This is a genomic window from Xanthomonas sp. DAR33341 (assembly GCF_003992815.1).
Taxonomy (GTDB): domain Bacteria; phylum Pseudomonadota; class Gammaproteobacteria; order Xanthomonadales; family Xanthomonadaceae; genus Xanthomonas; species Xanthomonas cissicola.
The window spans coordinates 226,591-245,957 of sequence record NZ_QEYV01000019.1; the positions used below are offsets into that span (position 1 = coordinate 226,591).

General features: G+C 64.8%; 20 protein-coding genes, 1 other RNA gene and 1 pseudogene. 8 read left to right on the forward strand and 14 right to left on the reverse strand.

The window, feature by feature from the left end; genetic code table 11:
• Positions 1-26 precede the first annotated feature (26 nt).
• From EO156_RS07030 to EO156_RS07040, 3 genes are read right to left on the reverse strand one after another with little or no spacing between them, the layout of a single operon-like run.
• Positions 27-1,628 carry an alpha/beta hydrolase gene (locus EO156_RS07030; protein WP_016849961.1) on the reverse strand — a complete coding sequence of 534 codons (1,602 nt, stop codon included), beginning with the start codon at positions 1,626-1,628 and terminating at the stop codon, positions 27-29.
• 54 nt (positions 1,629-1,682) lie between these two features.
• Entirely contained in the window at positions 1,683-1,883 is a 201-nt protein-coding gene (locus EO156_RS07035) for a helix-turn-helix transcriptional regulator (RefSeq protein WP_005914830.1), read from the reverse strand.
• Complete coding sequence (locus EO156_RS07040) at positions 1,880-2,467, reverse strand: hypothetical protein (RefSeq protein WP_016849962.1); 588 nt, start codon at positions 2,465-2,467, stop codon at positions 1,880-1,882. The genes EO156_RS07035 and EO156_RS07040 overlap by 4 nt, the downstream gene beginning before the upstream one ends.
• Before the next feature lie 447 nt (positions 2,468-2,914).
• Between EO156_RS07040 and EO156_RS07045 the strand changes: the two genes are divergently transcribed.
• Positions 2,915-4,477, forward strand: a complete 1,563-nt coding sequence (locus EO156_RS07045) for a beta-xylosidase (protein WP_016849963.1) — start codon at positions 2,915-2,917, stop codon at positions 4,475-4,477.
• A gap of 118 nt (positions 4,478-4,595) precedes the next feature.
• On the opposite strand, the gene EO156_RS07050 is transcribed toward EO156_RS07045, so the two are convergent.
• The gene (locus tag EO156_RS07050; protein WP_003487297.1) at positions 4,596-4,868 is read right to left on the reverse strand and encodes a metal/formaldehyde-sensitive transcriptional repressor; all 273 of its coding nucleotides are present in this window, start codon (positions 4,866-4,868) and stop codon (positions 4,596-4,598) included.
• Between the two features lie 65 nt (positions 4,869-4,933).
• Between EO156_RS07050 and dmeF the strand changes: the two genes are divergently transcribed.
• Positions 4,934-5,953, forward strand: coding sequence for a CDF family Co(II)/Ni(II) efflux transporter DmeF (gene dmeF / locus EO156_RS07055; protein WP_016849964.1), 1,020 nt, complete (start codon positions 4,934-4,936; stop codon positions 5,951-5,953).
• 72 nt (positions 5,954-6,025) lie between these two features.
• Here dmeF and EO156_RS07060 read toward each other — a convergent pair whose 3' ends face one another.
• The 3 genes from EO156_RS07060 to EO156_RS07070 all read right to left on the reverse strand — a co-directional run bounded on the left by EO156_RS07060 (position 6,026) and on the right by EO156_RS07070 (position 10,073).
• Positions 6,026-7,435 carry a hypothetical protein gene (locus EO156_RS07060; protein WP_016849965.1) on the reverse strand — a complete coding sequence of 470 codons (1,410 nt, stop codon included), beginning with the start codon at positions 7,433-7,435 and terminating at the stop codon, positions 6,026-6,028.
• A gap of 61 nt (positions 7,436-7,496) precedes the next feature.
• Entirely contained in the window at positions 7,497-9,677 is a 2,181-nt protein-coding gene (locus EO156_RS07065) for a TonB-dependent receptor (protein ID WP_016849966.1), read from the reverse strand.
• Positions 9,678-9,722: 45 nt separating this feature from the next.
• Positions 9,723-10,073 (reverse strand): DUF3088 family protein, encoded by a 351-nt coding sequence (locus EO156_RS07070; protein WP_005923324.1) that lies wholly within the window; start codon positions 10,071-10,073, stop codon positions 9,723-9,725.
• A 127-nt stretch (positions 10,074-10,200) separates the two neighbouring features.
• Between EO156_RS07070 and ftrA the strand changes: the two genes are divergently transcribed.
• Positions 10,201-11,211, forward strand: a complete 1,011-nt coding sequence (gene ftrA, locus EO156_RS07075) for a transcriptional regulator FtrA (protein ID WP_011052709.1) — start codon at positions 10,201-10,203, stop codon at positions 11,209-11,211.
• A gap of 79 nt (positions 11,212-11,290) precedes the next feature.
• On the opposite strand, the gene EO156_RS07080 is transcribed toward ftrA, so the two are convergent.
• A complete protein-coding gene (locus EO156_RS07080; RefSeq protein WP_016849968.1) occupies positions 11,291-12,118 on the reverse strand; it encodes a ferredoxin--NADP reductase in 828 nt (275 codons plus the stop codon).
• A 36-nt stretch (positions 12,119-12,154) separates the two neighbouring features.
• Between EO156_RS07080 and EO156_RS07085 the strand changes: the two genes are divergently transcribed.
• The 5 genes and pseudogenes from EO156_RS07085 (at position 12,155) to EO156_RS07105 (ending at position 16,192) form a co-directional block, all read left to right on the forward strand.
• Positions 12,155-13,150: an ABC transporter ATP-binding protein gene (locus EO156_RS07085; RefSeq protein ID WP_016849969.1), complete on the forward strand. Its 996-nt coding sequence runs from the start codon at positions 12,155-12,157 to the stop codon at positions 13,148-13,150.
• A complete protein-coding gene (locus tag EO156_RS07090) occupies positions 13,147-13,959 on the forward strand; it encodes an ABC transporter permease (RefSeq protein WP_026006998.1) in 813 nt (270 codons plus the stop codon). Before EO156_RS07085 ends, EO156_RS07090 begins: the two co-directional genes overlap by 4 nt.
• Before the next feature lie 60 nt (positions 13,960-14,019).
• Positions 14,020-14,322: pseudogene (locus EO156_RS07095) on the forward strand (DUF3800 domain-containing protein); the annotation flags it as partial.
• A gap of 115 nt (positions 14,323-14,437) precedes the next feature.
• The gene (gene panE / locus EO156_RS07100) at positions 14,438-15,376 is read left to right on the forward strand and encodes a 2-dehydropantoate 2-reductase (RefSeq protein WP_016849971.1); all 939 of its coding nucleotides are present in this window, start codon (positions 14,438-14,440) and stop codon (positions 15,374-15,376) included.
• 300 nt (positions 15,377-15,676) lie between these two features.
• Entirely contained in the window at positions 15,677-16,192 is a 516-nt protein-coding gene (locus EO156_RS07105; RefSeq protein ID WP_003487308.1) for a hypothetical protein, read from the forward strand.
• Positions 16,193-16,204: 12 nt separating this feature from the next.
• Here the strand turns inward: EO156_RS07105 and EO156_RS07110 are convergent.
• The 6 genes from EO156_RS07110 to EO156_RS07135 all read right to left on the reverse strand — a co-directional run bounded on the left by EO156_RS07110 (position 16,205) and on the right by EO156_RS07135 (position 19,193).
• A non-coding RNA gene (locus EO156_RS07110) (sX9 sRNA) lies at positions 16,205-16,281 on the reverse strand.
• A gap of 57 nt (positions 16,282-16,338) precedes the next feature.
• Positions 16,339-16,740 carry an acyl-CoA thioesterase gene (locus EO156_RS07115; RefSeq protein WP_011052714.1) on the reverse strand — a complete coding sequence of 134 codons (402 nt, stop codon included), beginning with the start codon at positions 16,738-16,740 and terminating at the stop codon, positions 16,339-16,341.
• Between the two features lie 37 nt (positions 16,741-16,777).
• Positions 16,778-17,230, reverse strand: coding sequence for a hypothetical protein (locus EO156_RS07120; protein WP_016849972.1), 453 nt, complete (start codon positions 17,228-17,230; stop codon positions 16,778-16,780).
• A gap of 37 nt (positions 17,231-17,267) precedes the next feature.
• On the reverse strand, positions 17,268-17,594 hold the full coding sequence (locus EO156_RS07125) for a thioredoxin family protein (RefSeq protein ID WP_003487311.1): 327 nt from the start codon (positions 17,592-17,594) through the stop codon (positions 17,268-17,270).
• Entirely contained in the window at positions 17,566-18,048 is a 483-nt protein-coding gene (locus EO156_RS07130; protein WP_003487312.1) for a flavodoxin, read from the reverse strand. The genes EO156_RS07125 and EO156_RS07130 overlap by 29 nt, the downstream gene beginning before the upstream one ends.
• Positions 18,049-18,149: 101 nt before the next feature.
• On the reverse strand, positions 18,150-19,193 hold the full coding sequence (locus EO156_RS07135; RefSeq protein WP_003487313.1) for a ribonucleotide-diphosphate reductase subunit beta: 1,044 nt from the start codon (positions 19,191-19,193) through the stop codon (positions 18,150-18,152).
• Positions 19,194-19,367: the final 174 nt, after the last annotated feature.

The window sequence follows — 19,367 nt, forward strand, 5'->3', positions numbered from 1 at the left end:
CGCCTCCGTGGCGTGGTCGATGCGGCTCATGGTTCCCATCCGTTGAACGAGGTGAAGGCAGGCACGGTGTTGAGGCTGGCAACGCAGGTGGTATCCAGCGCCTTGGCATCGGCGGTCTGCATGAACTGGCTCAGCACCTTGGGCATGCAGCCCAGCCGGAACACGCCATGCCCCTGCCCGGGCGCAATCACATGCCGGCCGTTGGACAGTCCCTGCAGCACGCGCTCGGCATAGCGTGGCGGCGTGACCGGGTCGAGCGCGCCGGAGAGCAGCAACACCGGCAACGTGGAGCGGAACGGGGCGCTCGCGGCAGCCGGCGCCGGCTTGGAGGGCCACACCTTGCATGGTGCGAAGAACATCTCGGCGACCTCGTTGCCCAGCAACGTGGTGTCCTGGTGTGCGGGTGGGTGATAACGCCCGGCATCTTCGCTGCACAACACCGACCATTGCATCAGGCGATTCATCTGATCGGACATGCCCGACGCGCTTATCTGCGCCAAGGCCATCAACGAGGCGTAACGGCCTGCGGCGGCTTCGTCCAGCACCAACGGCAGCAGCGACGCGGTTTCCGGCGCATACGAGAAACCGAACGCCAGGCCGGCCACGGTGTCGGCAGTGACCTGTTCGTGGCGTAAGGCACCGGTGCGCGGGTCGCGATACTCCACCGCCACCGGTGCCTGCCGCAGCCGCTCGACCACCTGGCGCAACTGCGTGGCGGTATCGACCGGAAAGCGCTTGGCGCATGCAGGCTGCGCGCGGCATTGCGCAGACTGCAGCGCAATCGCATCTTCGAAGGTACGCGCGAACTCGCCGCCGATCACCAGATCGTTCGGCGCCACGCCATCAATCACCACGGTGCGCGTGTGCTGCGGATAACGCGCGGCATAGTGCTGCGCCACACGCGTGCCGTACGAGGCACCGATCAGATTCAGCGTCTGCACGCCCAGCGCTGCGCGGACCGCATCCAGATCGCCAATGGCTTCGCTGGTGGTGTAGTAACGCGGGTCGGCGTCGTTGCGCAAACCCTCGGCGCATCTGGCCGCATACGCGGTCAATTGCTCGGCGGTGGCTTCGCTGCTGTTGTCCAGCGCCAGCGGCTTGCCGGCCGCGTCGCGACACTCCAGCGGATGCGAGCCACCGGTGCCGCGCTGATCGACCAGAAAGATGTCGCGCTGCTTGCGCACTTCGTGCAGTCCCATGTCCACGATCGCAGCGACTTCGGTGGCCGATTGCCCCGGCCCACCGGCAATGAAGAACACCGGGTCCGGCGTGCTGCCCCCGCCGGCCTCGCTTTCCAGCCAGGCGATCTTCAACGCGATGCTGCGCCCGTTCGGTGCGGCCGGATTTTCCGGCACGCGCAGGCTCGCGCATTGCGCTTCGATATTGCCGGCAGCACCGCCGGCGCTCAGCGTGCACGGGGTGAACCGCAACGTGCCGTAACGATTGCCTGCAGCATTGCCGGGTGGGTTGTTTGCCGCAGGCTGCGGCGCAGTGGTACCGGGCGCTGTCGCGGTGGGCTTTGCTGCAACGTCGTTCGCTGCGGCCGGCGCTGCAGCGCGCTGGCATCCGGCAGCCAGCATCGCGATCAGCACTGCCGCCACCATCGTGGATTGCTTGACCATCGTCATCCTATCTCCTGGCATTGCCTGTCCCCTGACGTTGCATGCGGCCACACGTGACCGTTACTGCCCTTCTTCGTAAAGAAAAACGTGCTCGATCGATTCCCCAAACAAGCGTGCGATACGGAACGCCAGCGGCAGGCTGGGATCGTATTTGCCGGTTTCCAGCGCATTGATCGTCTGCCGCGACACACCCAGCCGTTCGCCAAGCTCTCCTTGCGACCACCCATTGGCCTCGCGCAATTCGCGCACGCGGCTATTCATTCAAAACGACGCGCGTGGATGCTTTTGGTGATGCCGTAGATGGCGCACAGCAGGGAAAACACCCACAGCATCGCCGCGCTCGCCGGAACATCGATCAACTCGGCGGCCTGCAGAAATCCGGCCGTCATGTACGCACCGCTGACCAGCCCGGCGGCAATGGCGATCGCTTCCAGCTCGATCCGCCGTTGCATTTCATCAGAATCGCGCACGTAACGCGCCACCGCACGAATGACCAGTACGACCAGCACCGCCGGCAGCAGGGCGATCAACACCCGCGCCCAGTTGGACCCGACATGCCCAAGCAGATAGCGCCAGAACAGCATCACCAGTACGTACAACACCATCGGGATGCCGAATTCGCGGTAATACCGTTGCGCCAGCATCGGGCGGGCGCTGTCGCGCATGCTGCCGCGCATCAGCCACATCGGCACCGACAGCAGCATGCATGATCCACCGATGCCGGCGCTGAGCCCGGCAAGGTAGTTGTTTAACGGCAGCACCTGCCACAGACCGAGCAGCCCAATGCCGAGGAAGGCCAGTCCCACGCAGAACACCAGCAGCGCCTTGCGTTTGCAGCTTGTCATCGCACGGCCTCGGCCAAGCCATGACGCGCACTGCGCGCATGCCCGGCGACCGTGCGCACAGCGCATCGCGTTGCGCGGTCATGTCTGCATTCCATTCGCCTATGCTGCCGCCGCATCTCATTCGCCTGTCAAGTACGCTTGACAGGCAAGATGCGCCCACTGGCGCTTACTGTCAAGCACCCTTTACACATTCGAACGCGGTTTTCCGCATCAGTCTTCATTGCCTGGCCCAAGCGGCGAACACCCGTCGCGGGACGTCGGCTGGTAGGTACAGACGACACACAGCCGCCGCAGCGTACGCGCGGCACATCCCGCTGCCGAGCCGCGGCCGCGTTCGCATGGCGGCTGCCCAGCTGTGTTGCTGGCCTCGCTGCATCACGCCGCAGGTCGGCAGTGGTCTGCCGCGCATGCGTTACGCTGCCGGCTCGAACTTCAGCAGGAGCGACGATGCGGTCAGATTTCTTGTTGGTAGCGGCACTGTGCTGCGCAGCGACCTCCGCCATGGCGCAGCACGCAGCGCCGCGCACGATCCAGCTGGATCTGGCCACGGCTGGCGCGCCGGTCGATCGTTTCTACGACCTGTCGGTCGGCTCGGATTTTCCCGGCACCTTGATCCGCAACGACACGCAGGCGCATCTGGTGCCTGCAATGCAGGAGTTGGGGTTTCGCTACATCCGCTTCCACGATGTCTTCCATGATGTGCTCGGCACCGTCAAAGAGGTCGACGGCAAACTGGTATACGACTGGACCAAACTGGACCAGTTGTACGACGCGCTGCTGGCCAAGCGGATTCGCCCGTTCGTCGAATTGGGTTTCACACCAAGCGCGATGAAAACCTCAGAGCAGACGCTGTTCTACTGGAAGGGCAACACCTCGCATCCGGATCCTGCCAAGTGGACGCAGTTGATCGATGCGTATCTGCGCCACATCCGCGCGCGCTACGGCGCCGAGGAAGTGCGCCAGTGGTATTTCGAAGTGTGGAACGAGCCCAATCTGAAGGATTTCTGGGAGAACGCCGACCAGCAGGCGTACTTCGATCTGTATGCGAACACGGCGCGCACCATCAAGGCGATCGACCCGCAACTGCGCGTTGGCGGCCCATCGACGGCAGGCGCCGCCTGGGTACCCGAGTTACTGGCCTTCGTCGCCAAGAATAAGCTGCCGATCGATTTCGTCACGACGCATACCTATGGCGTGGATGGCGGGTTTCTCGATGAGAAGGGCAAGCAGGACACCAAGCTGTCCGCATCGCCGGATGCCATCGTCGGCGATGTGCGACGCGTGCGCGCGCAGATCCAGGCCTCGCCATTTCCCAACCTGCCGCTGTACTTCACCGAGTGGAGCAGCAGCTATACGCCGCGCGATTTCGTCCACGACAGTTACATCAGCGCGCCGTACATCCTGACCAAGCTCAAGCAGGTGCAGGGCCTGGTGCAGGGCATGAGTTACTGGACCTATACCGATCTGTTCGAAGAACCCGGCCCACCGCCCACGCCCTTCCACGGCGGGTTTGGGCTGATGAATCGCGAAGGCATTCGCAAACCGGCCTGGTTCGCTTACAAGTACTTGCATGCGCTCAAGGGCCGCGATGTGCCGCTGAGCGACGCACATTCCCTCGCCGCAGTGGACGGCACGCGCGTGGCCGCACTGGTGTGGGATTGGCAGCAGCCCGTGCAGGCGGTGAGCAATACGCCGTTCTACACCAAACAGGTGCCCGCCACCGACAGCGCGCCGCTGCGCATGCGCATGACCCATGTGCCTGCCGGCACGTACCAGCTGCAGGTGCGCAAGACCGGCTATCGGCGTAACGACCCGTTGTCGCTGTACATCGACATGGGCATGCCCAAGGACCTGGCGCCGCGCCAGTTGACGCAGCTGCGACAGGCCACGCGCGATGCCCCCGAACAGGATCGGCGTGTGCGTGTGGGCGCCGATGGCGTGGTCGAGATCAACGTGCCGATGCGCAGCAACGATGTGGTGCTGCTGACGCTGGAGCCGGCGGCGCGCTGACCGCAGAAGTCGGGGTGCCACGCGTTAGAACGACGGGGCGCGACCCGCCCATGCAGACCGTGCCACGCGCATGGACCACAGCCGGCCCAGGGTGAGCGCAATTGTCTGTCGGCCGCGCTTACTTCAGATAGGTCTTGAGGATGGCGGTGATGTCATCCACCGCCAGCTCACGCTCGCCCGGTGCCTCGGGTGCGGCGACGTGATGCTTCAGATGCTCGCTGAGCAACTCGACCATCAAGCCTTGCGCCGCGCCGCGAAACGCGGCCACCTGGGTCAGCAACGCGGTGCAGTCCACGTCCTGCGCCAGGGCTTTTTCCAGCCCTTCCACCTGCCCGCGGATCCTGCGCACGCGCGCGAGCAGTCTGGATTTGTCCTGATTGAGATGTGCCATCGCCGTATACCCCCCAGGGGTATTTAGGATACCCTGTGGGGGTACCTTAGCCAGAGCCACCGCCGATGTCGATCACGCACGCCGCGCCGCATTGCACCCAGTCGCACACCTTTGCCAGCGCCAACCCGCTCGCCGAGCGCAGCACCCGCAAGGCGGTGATCCTGACCGTGCTCATGATGATGGTGGAGATCGTGGGCGGTTGGACGCTCAACTCCATGGCCCTGCTCGCCGACGGCTGGCATATGAGTTCGCATGCGCTGGCGCTGGGACTGGCGCTGTTCGCCTATCGCTTCGCGCGGCAGCATGCCCGCGATGTGCGCTTCACCTTCGGCACCTGGAAGGTCGAGGTGCTGGGCGGTTACACCAGCGCGATCCTGTTGCTGGGCGTGGCCGGGCTGATGGCATTCCAGTCTGTGGAACGCTTGTTCACGCCCAAGCCCATCCAGTATCAGGAAGCCACCTTCATCGCAGTGATCGGCCTGTTGGTGAACCTGATTTGCGCGTGGTGGCTGCGCGATTCGCATGGACATGGCCACGCGCACGGGCATCACCATGGTCACACGCACGCGCATGCCGGTCACGGCCATGCGCACACACACGACAGTCATGGTCATGGTCATGGTCATCACCACGATGCGCACAGCGATCTCAATCTGCGCGCGGCATATCTGCACGTGGTGGCCGATGCCGCGACCTCGGTGCTCGCCATCGTGGCGCTGGTGGCCGGCATGCACTGGGGCGTGACCTGGCTGGACCCGCTCATGGGCATCGTCGGCGCGGTGCTGGTCACCGCCTGGGCCTGGGGACTGCTGCGCAGCACCGGCAGCGTGTTGCTGGATGCGGAAATGGACGCACCGGTGGTGGCGGAAGTGAAGCAGGTCATCGCCGCGCTTGGGCATGCGATCGACATCGCCGACCTGCATGTCTGGCGCGTCGGCAGCGAGCGTTATGCCTGCGTCGTCAGCCTGGTCACTGCAGCCGACATCGATGCGGAGCTGGTGCGCCGCGCACTGCAGATCCATGAAGAACTGGTGCATGTCACGGTGGAGCTGCAGCGCCCGCCGGCGCTCCCTGCTGCGGCCTAGCAACTCGGCAGCGCAGTGCCATCGCGCGCTGGTTGGCGGGCGATTTTCAGTTGATCGCTGACACAGCAGACATCATGAAGTCACCGCCGGCCTGATCTTGCGCAAGCTCAGCAGCAGTCGCCGCGCGCCAAGCACCACACCGGTGAGCGAGAACGCCAGCCCGAGCAGCAGCGGCACGATCTGCACGACGCGCCTGATCACAGGATGCGACTGCAGCAACGGGAAGTCAGTGGTGTGGATGGCCAGATACAGCCAAGCGTAAGTGCGGCGGCTGGCATCCAGCGCCAACAACACCGTACCGCTGGCAGGGTCGAAATACAGCGCGGTGCGCGCGGGCGCTGCTGTTGTCAGCCGCACGGCATCGGCTGCGATTGCGTCGGCCTGGCGATACAGCGCTTCGCCACTGTCAGGCACGCCCGGCAGCGGATCGAGTGTCCACACGCGCGCGGCCGCTTGCCGGATCACCTCAGGCGATAGCCGAGTGCCGGTGATGCGGCCGACCAAACCTTCGCTGACCACCGTGCCTTCGGGGCTGCGTGCAACGGCGACGGGACCGCTGCCGACCGCAGTGAAGTCGATCTGCGTCGCGCCCGACAGGCAGCGCAGTGCGCCGACATCGATGCCTGCAAACACGACCGGCAACGGCGCTCCGGAATAACGCGCCACCTGCCCCGGGTCCGGAATGCCTCTAGAGAACAATCTGCCGTGATCCATCGACAGCCAGCCGCTGAAGATCCAGCCCAGTACGAACACGGCGGCGACCAGGCCCAGCCCGTGATGCCAGCGCAGCCAACCGCGGAAACCGGACCACGCCGGCTTGGGGCTACGCGCGCGTTGCCAGGTGCGGTACACACCTAGCACGGTGCCGGCGCTCGCGCTGCACAACGCCGCCAGCGCCAGCCACCACACGGTGCGGTCCCAGGTAGTGAAACTGCGCCGGAGCTGGGTGAAATACAGCCAATGCGGAATCGAACCGACCCAATTCCAGGCGCGTTCGTTGGCGCGGGTCCGTTGCACCACTTCGCCGGTGCGCGCCGACACGTACAACACCGTGCCAAGGGTGTCGTCCAGCGCAGCGCGATAGAACGGCCGCCACGGATCGAACTTCTGATGCACCACCCATTGGTCGTCATCCACCGGGCCATCCAGCCGCCGCACGCCAGCATGGCCGAAACCGGCGGCGATCCTGCTGGCCGCTCCGGCGCTTAGCCGCTCATGTACGCGACCATCGATGCCATCCACCGTGGCCGTGGTGGTCGCGCTGCCAACCACGTACCCGGGGCGACCGTCGATCGCCACCAAGCGCAGCGTGGTGGCGTCGTGGACGTGGCGCAGCGCCTGCGCAGGTGCAACCGCCAGCTTGCGCAGATCGATGCGTTCGGCCTCGCTCCAGCGCTGTTGCGGGCTTAACGCCGGGAACGGCACGAACGCCAGCACCAGCCCGCTGGCGAACCACACCGCGAACATCAGGCAGAACGCCACGCCCGTCCAGCGATGCAACCAGGCGACCCAGAATATCTTCGGCCTGGGCCGTGCCAGCCGGTCAGAAACGTGCATGCAGGCTCAGCTCCACCGTCCGTGGCAAGCCCAGGATGACCTGCCCGGGATAGAACACGTCCGCCCATTGCACGTAGTGCGTGTTGAACAGATTGTCCGCGTGCAGCGATAGCGACACCTCGGAATTCACATCGTAGGTGGCGTACGCACCGGTCAAGGTGTACGACTCCAGGCGCAGCGTGTTGGCGAGGTTGCCGTAGCGCGTTCCGACATGGCGCACCGAGGCGCCCAGCTCCAGCGGCAGGCCGGCGACGTTTCTCACGCTGGTCCAGGCATTGAACAGCGACTTGGGTACATTGGTGGGGCGGTTGCCGGAGGCGTCCAGGCCGCTATTGCTGTCGATGAATTGCGCGTACTCGGCATCGACGTAGGCGTAGTTGGCATTTGCGCTCCACTGCGAGGTCAGCTGCGCATCGACGCTGAGTTCGAACCCGCGCGAGGTTTGCCGCCCGATGTTGCTGAGCGCGTCCTGGGCCGTCAGCGCCAGGATGTTGTTGCGTTTGATGTCATAGACCGCCAGCGTGCCGCTCAGGCGTTGATCGGCCGTGGCGGCCTTGACGCCGACTTCCGCCTGCCGCGATTTGCTCAACGCAAAATCCTGCCCCGCATTGACGATGAAGATATTGGAACCGACCGGGTCGGTGGCGGTGGTGTAAGAGGCGTACGGGGTGATGTTCGGGGTGAGCGCGTAGACCAGACCGAGACGGCCATTGGCCGGGCGATAGGTGCGTGAGAAACTCGATGCCGCCTGAAACCCACCATCCGGACCGAAGTTCTTGCGATCCAGATCGAGATATTCGTAGCGCCCGCCGAGTACCAGTTTTGCCTTGTCGGTGACATCCAGCGCATCTTCGAAAAACAGCGCGGCATTGGTCCAGGTGGTGGGGCTGCGTCGGCGCACGCGTTCGCCGAATTCACCGCTTGGTCCGCGTGCGTCCACCGCCACGCTGTCGCCATCGGGGAAGCCGCGGTTCCTGACGAAGTCCAGGCGACTGTAATCCAGCCCCACCACAAGCCGGTTCTTCAGCCCTGCGATGCGCTGGTCGAAGGTCGCGCTGGTCTGATTCCCCCACAGCGTCTGCTCGTGATACACGAAGAAGCGATCACGCTCGATGCGCCCGCTCTGCGGGTTGTAGGTGTAGTTCTCCGCATTGATCCAGCGCCGATCGGCATGGAAGTAATAGGCCATGTTCTGCACGGTGATGGCATCGGTGACCTTCCACTTGAGATAGGCCTGCGGCCACAGCTGACGCGAGTCGATGCTGGCATCGGCCACGTTGTAGTTGGTGCGGCGCGTGGCGGCATCCACCACTTCGCCATTGGGCGCGCGCAGGATGCCGTTGATGGGCGTGCGTGCCGCAGCGGCCGGCAACAGCGGGGTACCGAAGTAGGTCGAGGGCTGGTCTTTTGCGTAATCCAGCGAAAATTGCGCGCTGATGTCTTCGCGCGGGTGCCACAGCAGCGACACGGTGGCGTTGAGCGCGCTGGAATCGGCGCCGTGCACATAGCCATCGGACGACACCTGGCTGATGTCGGCGCGATACGCCCAATCATCATTGATGCCGCCGCCGGCACCGACGCCGAATACCCGGCCGCCGTAGCTGGACGCGCCCAGCAGCAGTTCGTATTGCGCAGGGCCGAAGGTCGGCGCCTTGTTGGTCACATTGACCGCGCCGCCCACCGCGCCCTGGCCATAGATCACCGACGCCGGGCCTTTCAACACTTCGACCGATTGCAGGTTGAAGGTATTCTGCGGCCGGTTGGTCATGTTGGACGGTCCCAGATACAGGCCGTTGTGCAGGATGGTGATCTGCCCGTCGGTGAAGCCGCGCATCGAGAAGGTCGCCGGATTTCCCGGCGAGCCGCCAGTGTTGATGCCTGGCAAACTCTCGGCTGCCTTCTCCACGCTGCGCAGCCCGCGTGCTTCGATGGCGGCGGCGTTGATCGCATCCAGCGTACCGGGCGTCTCGCGCGCGGACAGATTGAGCCGGCTGCCGGTCGGGGTGAATTGCTCCAGCGAACGCAGGCGGCCGCTCACGACGACCTGGTCCAGCGTGGTCGCCTCGGTGGCTTGCACCGTGGCTGTCTGCTGCGCGCGTGCGGCGCCGATGCAGCCCAATGCGGCGGCAATCGACAAGGACAGCAGCGTGGCTTGCGTGCACGTCATGTGCGTTCTCCAGAAAGGCAGGCGGAAGGCCGGAGCGCGCGTACCTCAGCGCTGCCGTGCAACGGCGAAACGGTGCGAGAGGTAGGCGCGAATGGCGGCCTCGTCGTCGATCACGCGGTAATGCCCAGCGGGTTTGCTGCCCGCCACCTCGACATCGGTGCCGGCCAGCACCAGTACCGGCAGCGACTGCTGCTGCTCGCCCAGCAGATCGACCAGCACCTGCCTGGGCCGCGGAAACGCCAGCCGCCGGATCTCCAGCCCCTGCGCAATGGCCGGGGCAATGCTGAGCAAGCCTTCGATGGCGATGCAGTCGCCGCAGTAGAAAGGGCCAGCGCCGTCGACCGCGAATGCGGTGTCGGCCAGGAATAAGGTGTCGCGCACTGGCGGGTTGCTCACCGATCGCTCTCCGGGGGAAGGTGCGGCCTGGCCAATGGCTCAGCCCGCACGACAAGGACCAGGCGCCATGTTGCGCAGCAGCAGGCGATGGGTGAAAGTGGCGTAAACGCCATCTAGCGGTCATTTCATGCCAACCTCCACACCCCGCGCGCGCCGCCATGGCTTGCCACCCCTGGTGGTGGTGGTGGCGTACGACCAGCTGGGCTTGTTCGAATTCGGCATCACCACCGAAATCTTCGGATTGCCGCGCCCGGAAGTGGGCCCGGGCTGGTATCGGTTTGCGATTGCAGCGGCCGAACCCGGCCCGCTGCGCGCACTTGGCGGGCTTCGCCTGGAAGTGGATGGCGGGCTGGATCTTCTCGATGCTGCGCACACCATCATCGTTCCCAGCTGGAGAGATACCAGCGCATCGGCACCGGCTGCGCTGATCAAGGCGTTGCAACGTGCGCACAAGCGAAGGACGCGCATCGTCTCGATCTGCGCCGGGGCGTTCGTGCTGGCCCAGGCGGGTCTACTGCAGGGGCGCAGGGCCACCACGCATTGGCGCAATGCCGAGGTGCTGGCCAGCCATTACCCGCAAATCACCGTGGAGCCGGGCGTGCTCTACGTCGATGAGGGCGACATCCTGACCTCGGCCGGCAGCGCTGCCGGCATCGATCTCTGCCTGCATATCGTGCGCGCGGATTTTGGCCCGGCAGTGGCCAACCAGGTCGCCAAACGGCTGGTGATGCCGGTACACCGCGATGGTGGGCAAGCCCAGTTCATCGACCGCCCGGTGCCGCCGATCCACGAAAGCACCCGGCTCGGCCCCCTGCTCGAGCGCATCACCCAGGACCTCACCGCCAACCACTGCGTGGACGCACTGGCCAGCGCGGCAGGTATGAGCCGGCGCACGTTCTTACGCAGGTTTCAGGCCACCACCGGCATGTCGCCGGGCAAATGGATCGTCAACGAACGGCTCAACCGTGCGCGCGAGATGCTGGAAACCTCCGGCGCCGACATCGAACAGATCGCAACGCGCTGCGGCTTCGGCTCGACCGAAACGCTACGGCACCACTTCCGCCGCGCGCTGGCGTTGTCGCCAACGCAATACCGGCGCGTGTTCGGCGGGCATCGCGACGCTGGCGAGGGGATTTGAGCGCGTGGATGCATATCGCGCGCCATAGCCCGGCGGCGGCGCACAGACGCCGCCCGCATGATGACGCCTGTGCGGCTCTTCAGACCTTCGGCGGCGTGGAGCTGACGTATTTCTCGCGGCGGATCTGCGCACTCGGCAGGCCGGCGGCTTTGAGCGCTTCCAGGCAGGTGTCCACCATGTCCGGGTTGCCGCACAGGTAGGCGATGTCATGCGCGGCATCGGGCGCGAACTCGGCCAGGTGCTGCTGCACGTAGCCGTGCCGCACATCCGCGTGCGGCTGGGCGGGCACTTCGCGCGAGAAGCACGGTACGTAGCGGAACTGCGGATGCGCATCGGCAAACGCGCGGAAGTCGTCGCCGTACAGCAACTCGGCCGGGGTGCGTGCGCCTTGCAGCAACACCACCTGCACACCGCGGGCGGCGATTGCCTCGGCGAGCAGCGGCAGCATCGAGCGGTAGGGGGTGACGCCGGTGCCGGTGGCGATCAGCACGTAACGCCGGTTGTGATCGCCCGCCTGCAGGCAAAAGCGCCCGTAGGGCCCGCTTGCCTGCAGCTGGTCGCCAATCTCCAGGCCCTCGAACAAGGCCGTGGCCGAGCCGCCGGGCACGAAGCTCACCGCGATCTCCACTGCCTCGCCCGGCCCCAGCGCATGATCGTGGATGGTCGCCAGCGAATAGCTGCGTTTGGTCGGCGTGCCATCGGCGTAGTCGAAATGGATCTGGATGAACTGGCCGGGCTGGAAATCCAGCGGCTGCCCGTCGTCACGGACGAACTGGCAGTGGGCCACGGTGGGCGCAATCATGCGCCGGTCGACAAGCTTGAGGGGGAATTGAACGGGCACGAACGTATTTGGGACAGTCTGTGATCGGGGCAAACCCCAACGGGCTTCTATAATAACGGGCTGCAACTCGCTGCGCCGTCGCCCTGGCGCAAAGGACCCGGTTTGAATTCCCCATCTCCCACTGCGCCCGCCCTGCGCGTGTGCGATCTGCGCAAGACCTACGACAACGGCACCCAGGCGCTCAAGGGCGTCTCGCTGGACGTGGCGCCAGGCGATTTCTTCGCCCTGCTCGGCCCCAACGGGGCGGGCAAGTCCACCCTGATCGGCATCATCAGCTCGCTGGTGAACCTGTCCGGCGGGCAGGTGGACGTGTTCGGCACCGACCTGGTCGCCCACCGCAGCGATGCGATGCGCCTGATCGGCCTGGTGCCGCAAGAAATCAACTTCAACCTGTTCGAAAAACCGTTCGACATCCTGGTCAATTACGCCGGTTTCTACGGCATGCCGCGCAGCCAGGCGCAAGCACTGGCCGAAGTGGAACTACGTCGCGCCCACCTGTGGGAGAAGGCCCAGGTGATGAGCCGCACGCTCTCCGGCGGCATGAAGCGCCGGCTGATGATCGCCCGCGCCATGATGACCCAGCCGCGCCTGCTGATCCTGGACGAACCCACCGCCGGTGTGGATATCGAGATCCGCCGCGACATTTGGCGCGTGCTGAAGGACATCAACGCCGCCGGCACCACGATCATCCTGACCACGCATTACCTGGAAGAAGCCGAGCACCTGTGCCGCAACCTGGCCATCATCAATCACGGCCAGATCGTGACCCAGGGGCCGATGCGCGAGCTGCTGGCCAAGCTCGACGTGGAAGGCTTCCTGTTCGATATCGACGGTGAGCTGCCGGCGCAGTTGCCGGTGATCGAAGGCACCACGCTCACCGCCATCGACGGCCACACGCTGGATCTGGACATGCCGCGCGCGATGGACCTCAACCGCGTGTTCGCCGCGCTGGGCGATGCCGGCATCCGCGTGCGCTCGATGCGCACCAAGAGCAACCGGCTGGAAGAATTGTTCGTTCGCCTGACCGGGCCCGGCGAGACCGTCGCCGCCCCGGCTCCTGCCGCAGCGGCGCCCGTGCGCCCGGCAGGCCACCCATGAGTCCTTCGGAGCCGTCGATGTCCGCCACGCCCGCCACACCCCGCCAACGCAACTGGATTGCGCTGGGCACCATCGTGCGCCGCGAAGTGCAGCGCATCCTGCGCATCTGGGGCCAGACCCTGGTGCCGCCGGCCATCACCATGACGCTGTACTTTTTGATCTTCGGCGGGCTGATCGGCTCGCGCGTGGGCGAAATGGGCGGTTACAGCTACATGCAATTCATCGTGCCGGGCCTGGTGATGATGAGCGTGATCCAGAACAGCTACGGCAACATCTCTTCGAGTTTCTTCGGCGCCAAGTTCGGCCGCCATGTCGAAGAGCTGCTGGTCAGCCCGATGCCCAACTGGGTGATCCTGTGGGGCTACGTGTCCGGCGCGGTGCTGCGCGGGGTGATGGTCGGGGCGATCGTGCTGATCATCGCGATGTTCTTCACTCCGGTGCGGATCCCGCATCCATTCGTCACCCTGACCACGGTGCTGCTGGGCGCGACCATCTTCTCGCTGGCTGGGTTCGTCAACGCGGTCTACGCCAAGAAGTTCGACGACGTGGCGATCGTGCCCACCTTCATCCTGACCCCGCTGACCTACCTGGGCGGCGTGTTCTATTCGGTGAAACTGCTGCCCACCTGGGCCGAAGCCGCGACGCATGCCAACCCGATCTTCTACATGGTCAACGCGTTCCGCTACGGCCTGCTCGGTAGCTCGGATGTGCCGATCTGGGTGGCCTACGCACTGATGCTGGGCTTTGTCGCCGTGCTCAGCGCGCTGGCGTTGTGGCTGCTGCGCCGGGGCGTGGGGCTGCGGAGCTGATGGCACAGTTCAGCGACTACATCGTCTTTGTCGATGAGAGTGGCGACCATGGGATGGCCGTTGACTACGCACGTGCTCTGCGAAGCGCGGGGACGCAGTGAAGATCAAGATCTGGAACTGGCGTTCCGCCGCATCTGCGGGGGAGATAATTTCTCCGGACTTGAACTGCCATTCGATCCGGTCATCTGCGATAAGAAGAGCAACGCAATTGGCCTTCAATTGGCGGATCTGATCGCGCGCCCCATCGGAACACGCCAGCTTCATCCACTGCAGCCCAACCGGGCCTGGCAGGTGATTGAGCAAAAACTCGATAAGGATCGAACTGGACGCTATCTGGGCTACGGCTTGAAGTGTTTTCCATAAACAAAAGGCCCCGGCGAATCCGCCAGAGCCTAATGCCGACCGAGAATCCCCGATCCGGCACAAAGTCTATCACTGCATCCGGCCTGTACCCAACATCACATTGAACGGAGAACCTATGCGCATCCTGATCCTCGGCGCCGGCGGCACCGGTGGCTATTTCGGCGGACGCCTGGCGCAGGCCGGCGTCGACGTCACCTTCCTGGTGCGCGAAGCGCGTGCGGCGCAGTTGCAGGCAGACGGCTTGCGCATCCGCAGCCCGCTGGGCGATGCCGATCTGCAGGTGGCGCATGTCACCGCGCAGGACTTGCCGGCATTGGTAGCGCAGCATCCGTTCGATCTGGTGATCCTCAGCTGCAAGGCCTACGACCTGGACAGCGCCATCGAGGCGATTGCGCCGGCGGTGGGCGAGCACACGACGGTGCTGCCCATCCTCAACGGGCTGCGCCATTACGCGGCACTGGACGAACGCTTCGGCGCGGCGCGTGTACTGGGCGGGCTGTGCTTCATCAGCGCCACCAAGGGCGAGCACGGCGAGATTCTGCACCTGGGCAAGCCGGCGGCGATGACCTTCGGCGAGCGTAGCGGCGACGCGCATTCGGCGCGGGTGCAGGCGTTTGCCGCCGCCTGTGCGCAGGCCGACATCACCCATGTGGCCAGCGAGCAGATCGCGCAGGAACAGTGGATCAAGTACAGCTTCCTCACCGCGCTGGCCGCGGCCACCTGCTTGATGCGTGCGCCGGTGGGTGCGATCGTGGCCACCGACGACGGCCGCGCGTTGATCAACGGCCTGTACAACGAATGCCTATGGGCCGCCGATGCAGCCGGGCAATCGATTCCCGAGCCCGCACGCGCCAAAGCATTGCAGACGCTGCTACAGGTGGATTCGCCGCTCAAGGCCTCGATGCTGCGCGACCTGGAAGCCGGCCAGGACGTGGAAGCGGCGCAGATCGTCGGCGACATGCTGGCGCGCGTGCGCGAGACCGGCCGCAATGCCCCGCTGCTGATGGCCGCCAATGTGCACCTGCAGGCGTATCAGGTGCTGCGGCATCGCTGATGATGGCGGGCAACTGTGCGCCGCCTGCGCGTGTGAGCCGTCTCCCCCATCCGCCCTTCGGGCACCTTCCCCCCGCAGGCGGGAGAAGGGAGCGGGACCAAGGATGCGGGTCGCTACACGGCTATGGGCCAATGGCCTCCGTATCCACTCCACCGCGTTGCTCTGGGACGTCCCTTCTCCCGCTCGCGGGAGAAGGTGGCGCGACGCGCCGGATGAGGGCGCGCCGGGTTGGCGCAGCCTTCGCGCTGCAACGACGCGGTGCACACGATGCTCTGCTTCCCATCGCCCGCCTCGCCCCTGATGAAAGCGCTCAGCCACCTGTTTCGTGCCGGTCATTTCGTGATCCTGGCGTTCTTCGTGCTGTGCGCGGCGGGCCTGGTGACGATGGCCGGGCTGGAGTTGTGGCACGGCTTCACACCCGGCGGCGACATGGTGGTACGCGACCGTTTCAACGTCGTACTCGAAGCTGTCGGCCTTCTGACGGTGGCGCTGGTCACGCTCGAACTGGGCCAGACCATCTTCGAAGAAGAGATCCTGCGCGACGTCAAGGTCAGTGGCCCCACGCGCGTGCGGCGGTATCTGTCGCGCTTTTTCGTGGTGATCGTGATCGCCCTGGCGATCGAAACGCTGGTGTCGATCTTCGAGCTGATGCATGCCGACCCGGCCAAGCTGCCCTACGCCGCTGCCGTCGGCTCATGCGCGGCACTGCTGCTGATCGCCTGGGGCGTGTTCGTCAAACTCAATCGCAGCGCCGAAGAGCTGGAACCGGAGGCGATGGAAGAAACCAAGCGCGAAGACCGGGAAGTGCAGGAGTAGCGTGGTCAACGCCGCTGGCGACACCTAGCGAGCAGTCGTCAGGCAGGCGTGGGCGGCGCGCTCAGCACCGCACTGTCCACGTGGCACATGCCGCACCGAGCACCGGCCACGCCCGCATGCGGCGGTGCAGTCGCTATCGGCTGCTGTTAGTGCGCCGCTGGCAACGGCGGCACCGCCGTCGGCTTGCCATCGGCATCGAGCGCAATCATCACGAACTGCCCGCGCGTGCACAGCTCGCGCGCGCCGCTGAGCAGGTCTTCGGCGATCAATTCCACTTCCACCGTGATCGAGCTACGCCCCACCAACACCACGCGGGCGATGGTTTCCACCATCTGGCCCTGGCGGATCGGCAGCTTGAAATCCACCTGATCCGAACGCGCCGTCACCACGGTGCGGCGCGCATAGCGCGAGGCGGCGAGAAACGCGGCCTTGTCCATCCACGCCAGCGCCTGCCCACCGAACAGCGTGCCCAGGTGATTGGTGTGATTGGGAAACACGATCTCGGCCATGCGGGCTTCGGTGGGTGCAACAGGCGTGGAACTGGTCATGAAGAAGTGCCGTCAGAAGGAAGGAAAGCCGGCCCGCTCAGCTGCGTAGCGTCGGCAGGAAACTCAGGTCCAGGTGGTAACGCAATGGCCGCTGCGGATCGACGAACACACGCAGCGGCTGCCCCTCGCGCAGGAACGGCTGCGGATCGGTCCACAGGTTGTCGCTGCGATACTCGGCCAAGGTGTCGTGCGTGCGATCGTGGCGATTTGCCAGGATACGGAACGGGTGCATGCCGTTGACCTGCAAAGACGCATTGCGTTCAACGCAGACGAAGCGCGCTTCCACCACCGTGCCATGCCGGCGCAACCAGGCGACGCGGCGCGCATGCCAGACGCGATAGCCGAGGATGCCGCCACCCACGCCGCCGAACGCCACGCCCAGCAGCAACAAGATCCAGCGCGCCTGATCGGGCAGCAGCGCCGCACCGGTCAACAGGCCCAACCCCGCCAGCAGGAAGCTCCAGGCGACGATGGTGACCGTGGTGTTCATTGCCGGGCACCTTGCATCGACCGGGCGCCCGTCGCCATCACAGGCCGCTGCGGACCGCCGCTTCCACCTGCGCCGGCGACTGGAAGCCGGGCAAGCGCGCCACTTCGGCGCCGTCGCGATATAGCGCCAGGGTCGGCGTCTGGCGCAGGCCCAGGTCGCGGAAGAAGTCCTCGCCCACCACTTCCAGCTTGACCTTCAACAAGGCCACGCCATTGGCGGCATCGCTGTTGGCGAACTTGTCCAGCGACATGTCGAGCATGCGGCAGCCGGGGCAGTTGTCCTTGTAGAAATCCACCAGCGCGCGCGGATGCGCAGCCAGGGTCTGGGTGTAGTGCTCAGGCGACGTGACGGTAATGGTCTGCATTGGGATCGTTCTTGCATTGGGCCAGAACCGTGTCGGTCCAGGCGGCGATGGCCTGCGCGTCGCGCTGGCCGTGGGGCATCTGTTCGATGGTCAAACGGGGAAACGGGCTGTCGAAGAAGCGCGCGATACGGTGCACCGCACCGCAGAAATACTCCTCGCCCCACTGCGTTTCGCCGGTGCCGAATACGGCAACGCGCGGTGGCTTGCCCAGCGTGTCGACCAACTCGACGATGAAACGCTTCATCTCTGCCGGCGTACGCCCGCCGTTGTCGGTCCAGCTACCAAGCAGAAACAAGGCGTACTGCCCTGGCGCATGCGGCACCTGGGCCAGGGTCTGCATGTCGGTTTCCAACCAGGTCACCGCATGCCCGGCCGCTTCGCAGCGCAGCGCCACCGCACGCGCCAGATCGCGTGTGTTGCCGCTCAACGATGCCAGGGCAAGCAGGATGTTCATGGAGTCTGGGAATGGGGAGTCGGGAATAGGGAATCGGAACAGCGGGACGCGTCTGCTTTCGCTCTTACTCTTACCACTCCCGATTCCCTATTCTCTATTACTCACAGATCGTCGAAGCCGTTATCCGAGTTCGTCTTCTTGTACGAGGCATTGCGCATCTCGAAGAAGTCGGTCTTGGTCTCGGTGAAGTTGTCGGCGTAGGCCTTGATCCACGGCATCACGTTGTCGTTGGCGCCTTCGTACAGCTTCTCGATACCGAGCATGCCGGCCATCTTGTTGGCGCGGTACTTCACGTAACGGATCATCTCGTCCACGTCGATGCCGTCGATGCCGTCCAGCACTTCGGCGGTCCACTGGGTTTCCAGATCGATCGCGTGTTCGAAGGCCTTGTGCACGTAGTCGGTGAGCTGATCGCCCTGCAGCGCCTGGTTCTCGCCGATGATGGCGCGAATGAGCTCGCTGATGAACTTCGAATGCGCCAGTTCGTCGCGGTTGATGAAGCTGATGATCTTGCCGGTGCCGGTCATGCGGTTCTGGCGCACCAGATTGTAGAAATACGCAAAGCCGGAATAGAAGTTGATGCCTTCCAGGATCGAGGACTGGATCAGCGAACGGATCAGCGTTTCGGCCGTCTTCTCGCGCATGAAGTCTTCGTAGGCGCCCATGATCGGCGCATTGCGCTTGATGATGGTCGGGTGCGTGCGCGCGATTTCGAACACGCGGTTCTGGTCGGCCAGGCCGGTGATCGAGGCCAGCACGTAGCTGTAGCTCTCGTTATGGATCACTTCCTGCTGGCCGATGATGGCGGCATTGGCATGCGCGGCCGGGTCGGTGATGTATTCGGCCACGTTGTAGATGAAACGCGTCTGCGGCGAATCCAGCGTGGCCAGCAAGCCGATGATCGAATCGTAGGCGTTCTTTTCGCGCGCCGACAGCTCGTTGTACTGGCGCGCGTCGCCCTTCATGTCCACCTCGTCGGGGATCCAGAAGTTGGTCGACAATTCCTTGTAGGCCCGATAGAACGACGGGTACGGAATATCGTTCCAGTTGAGGATGCCCGAGGTCTGACCGTTGATGATGCCGGTCGAACGGTTCGGGTTGCGCGGCTCAAGGATCTTGATGCGGTCGAGCGGTGTTGCGGACATGGGTTTCTACTCGTGTTTCAGGCGTCGCGCGTACAAGACAGCAACGGCGGCGCAACAAATCAATCTGGAGGAAAGCCCCCTGAGTCAGGGGGCGCGCCAAAGGCGCGGGGTGTGGAAGCTGATGAAGCAGGGTCCACGGTTCGCAACGCGAACCGTGGAAGCGAAGCGCGAATG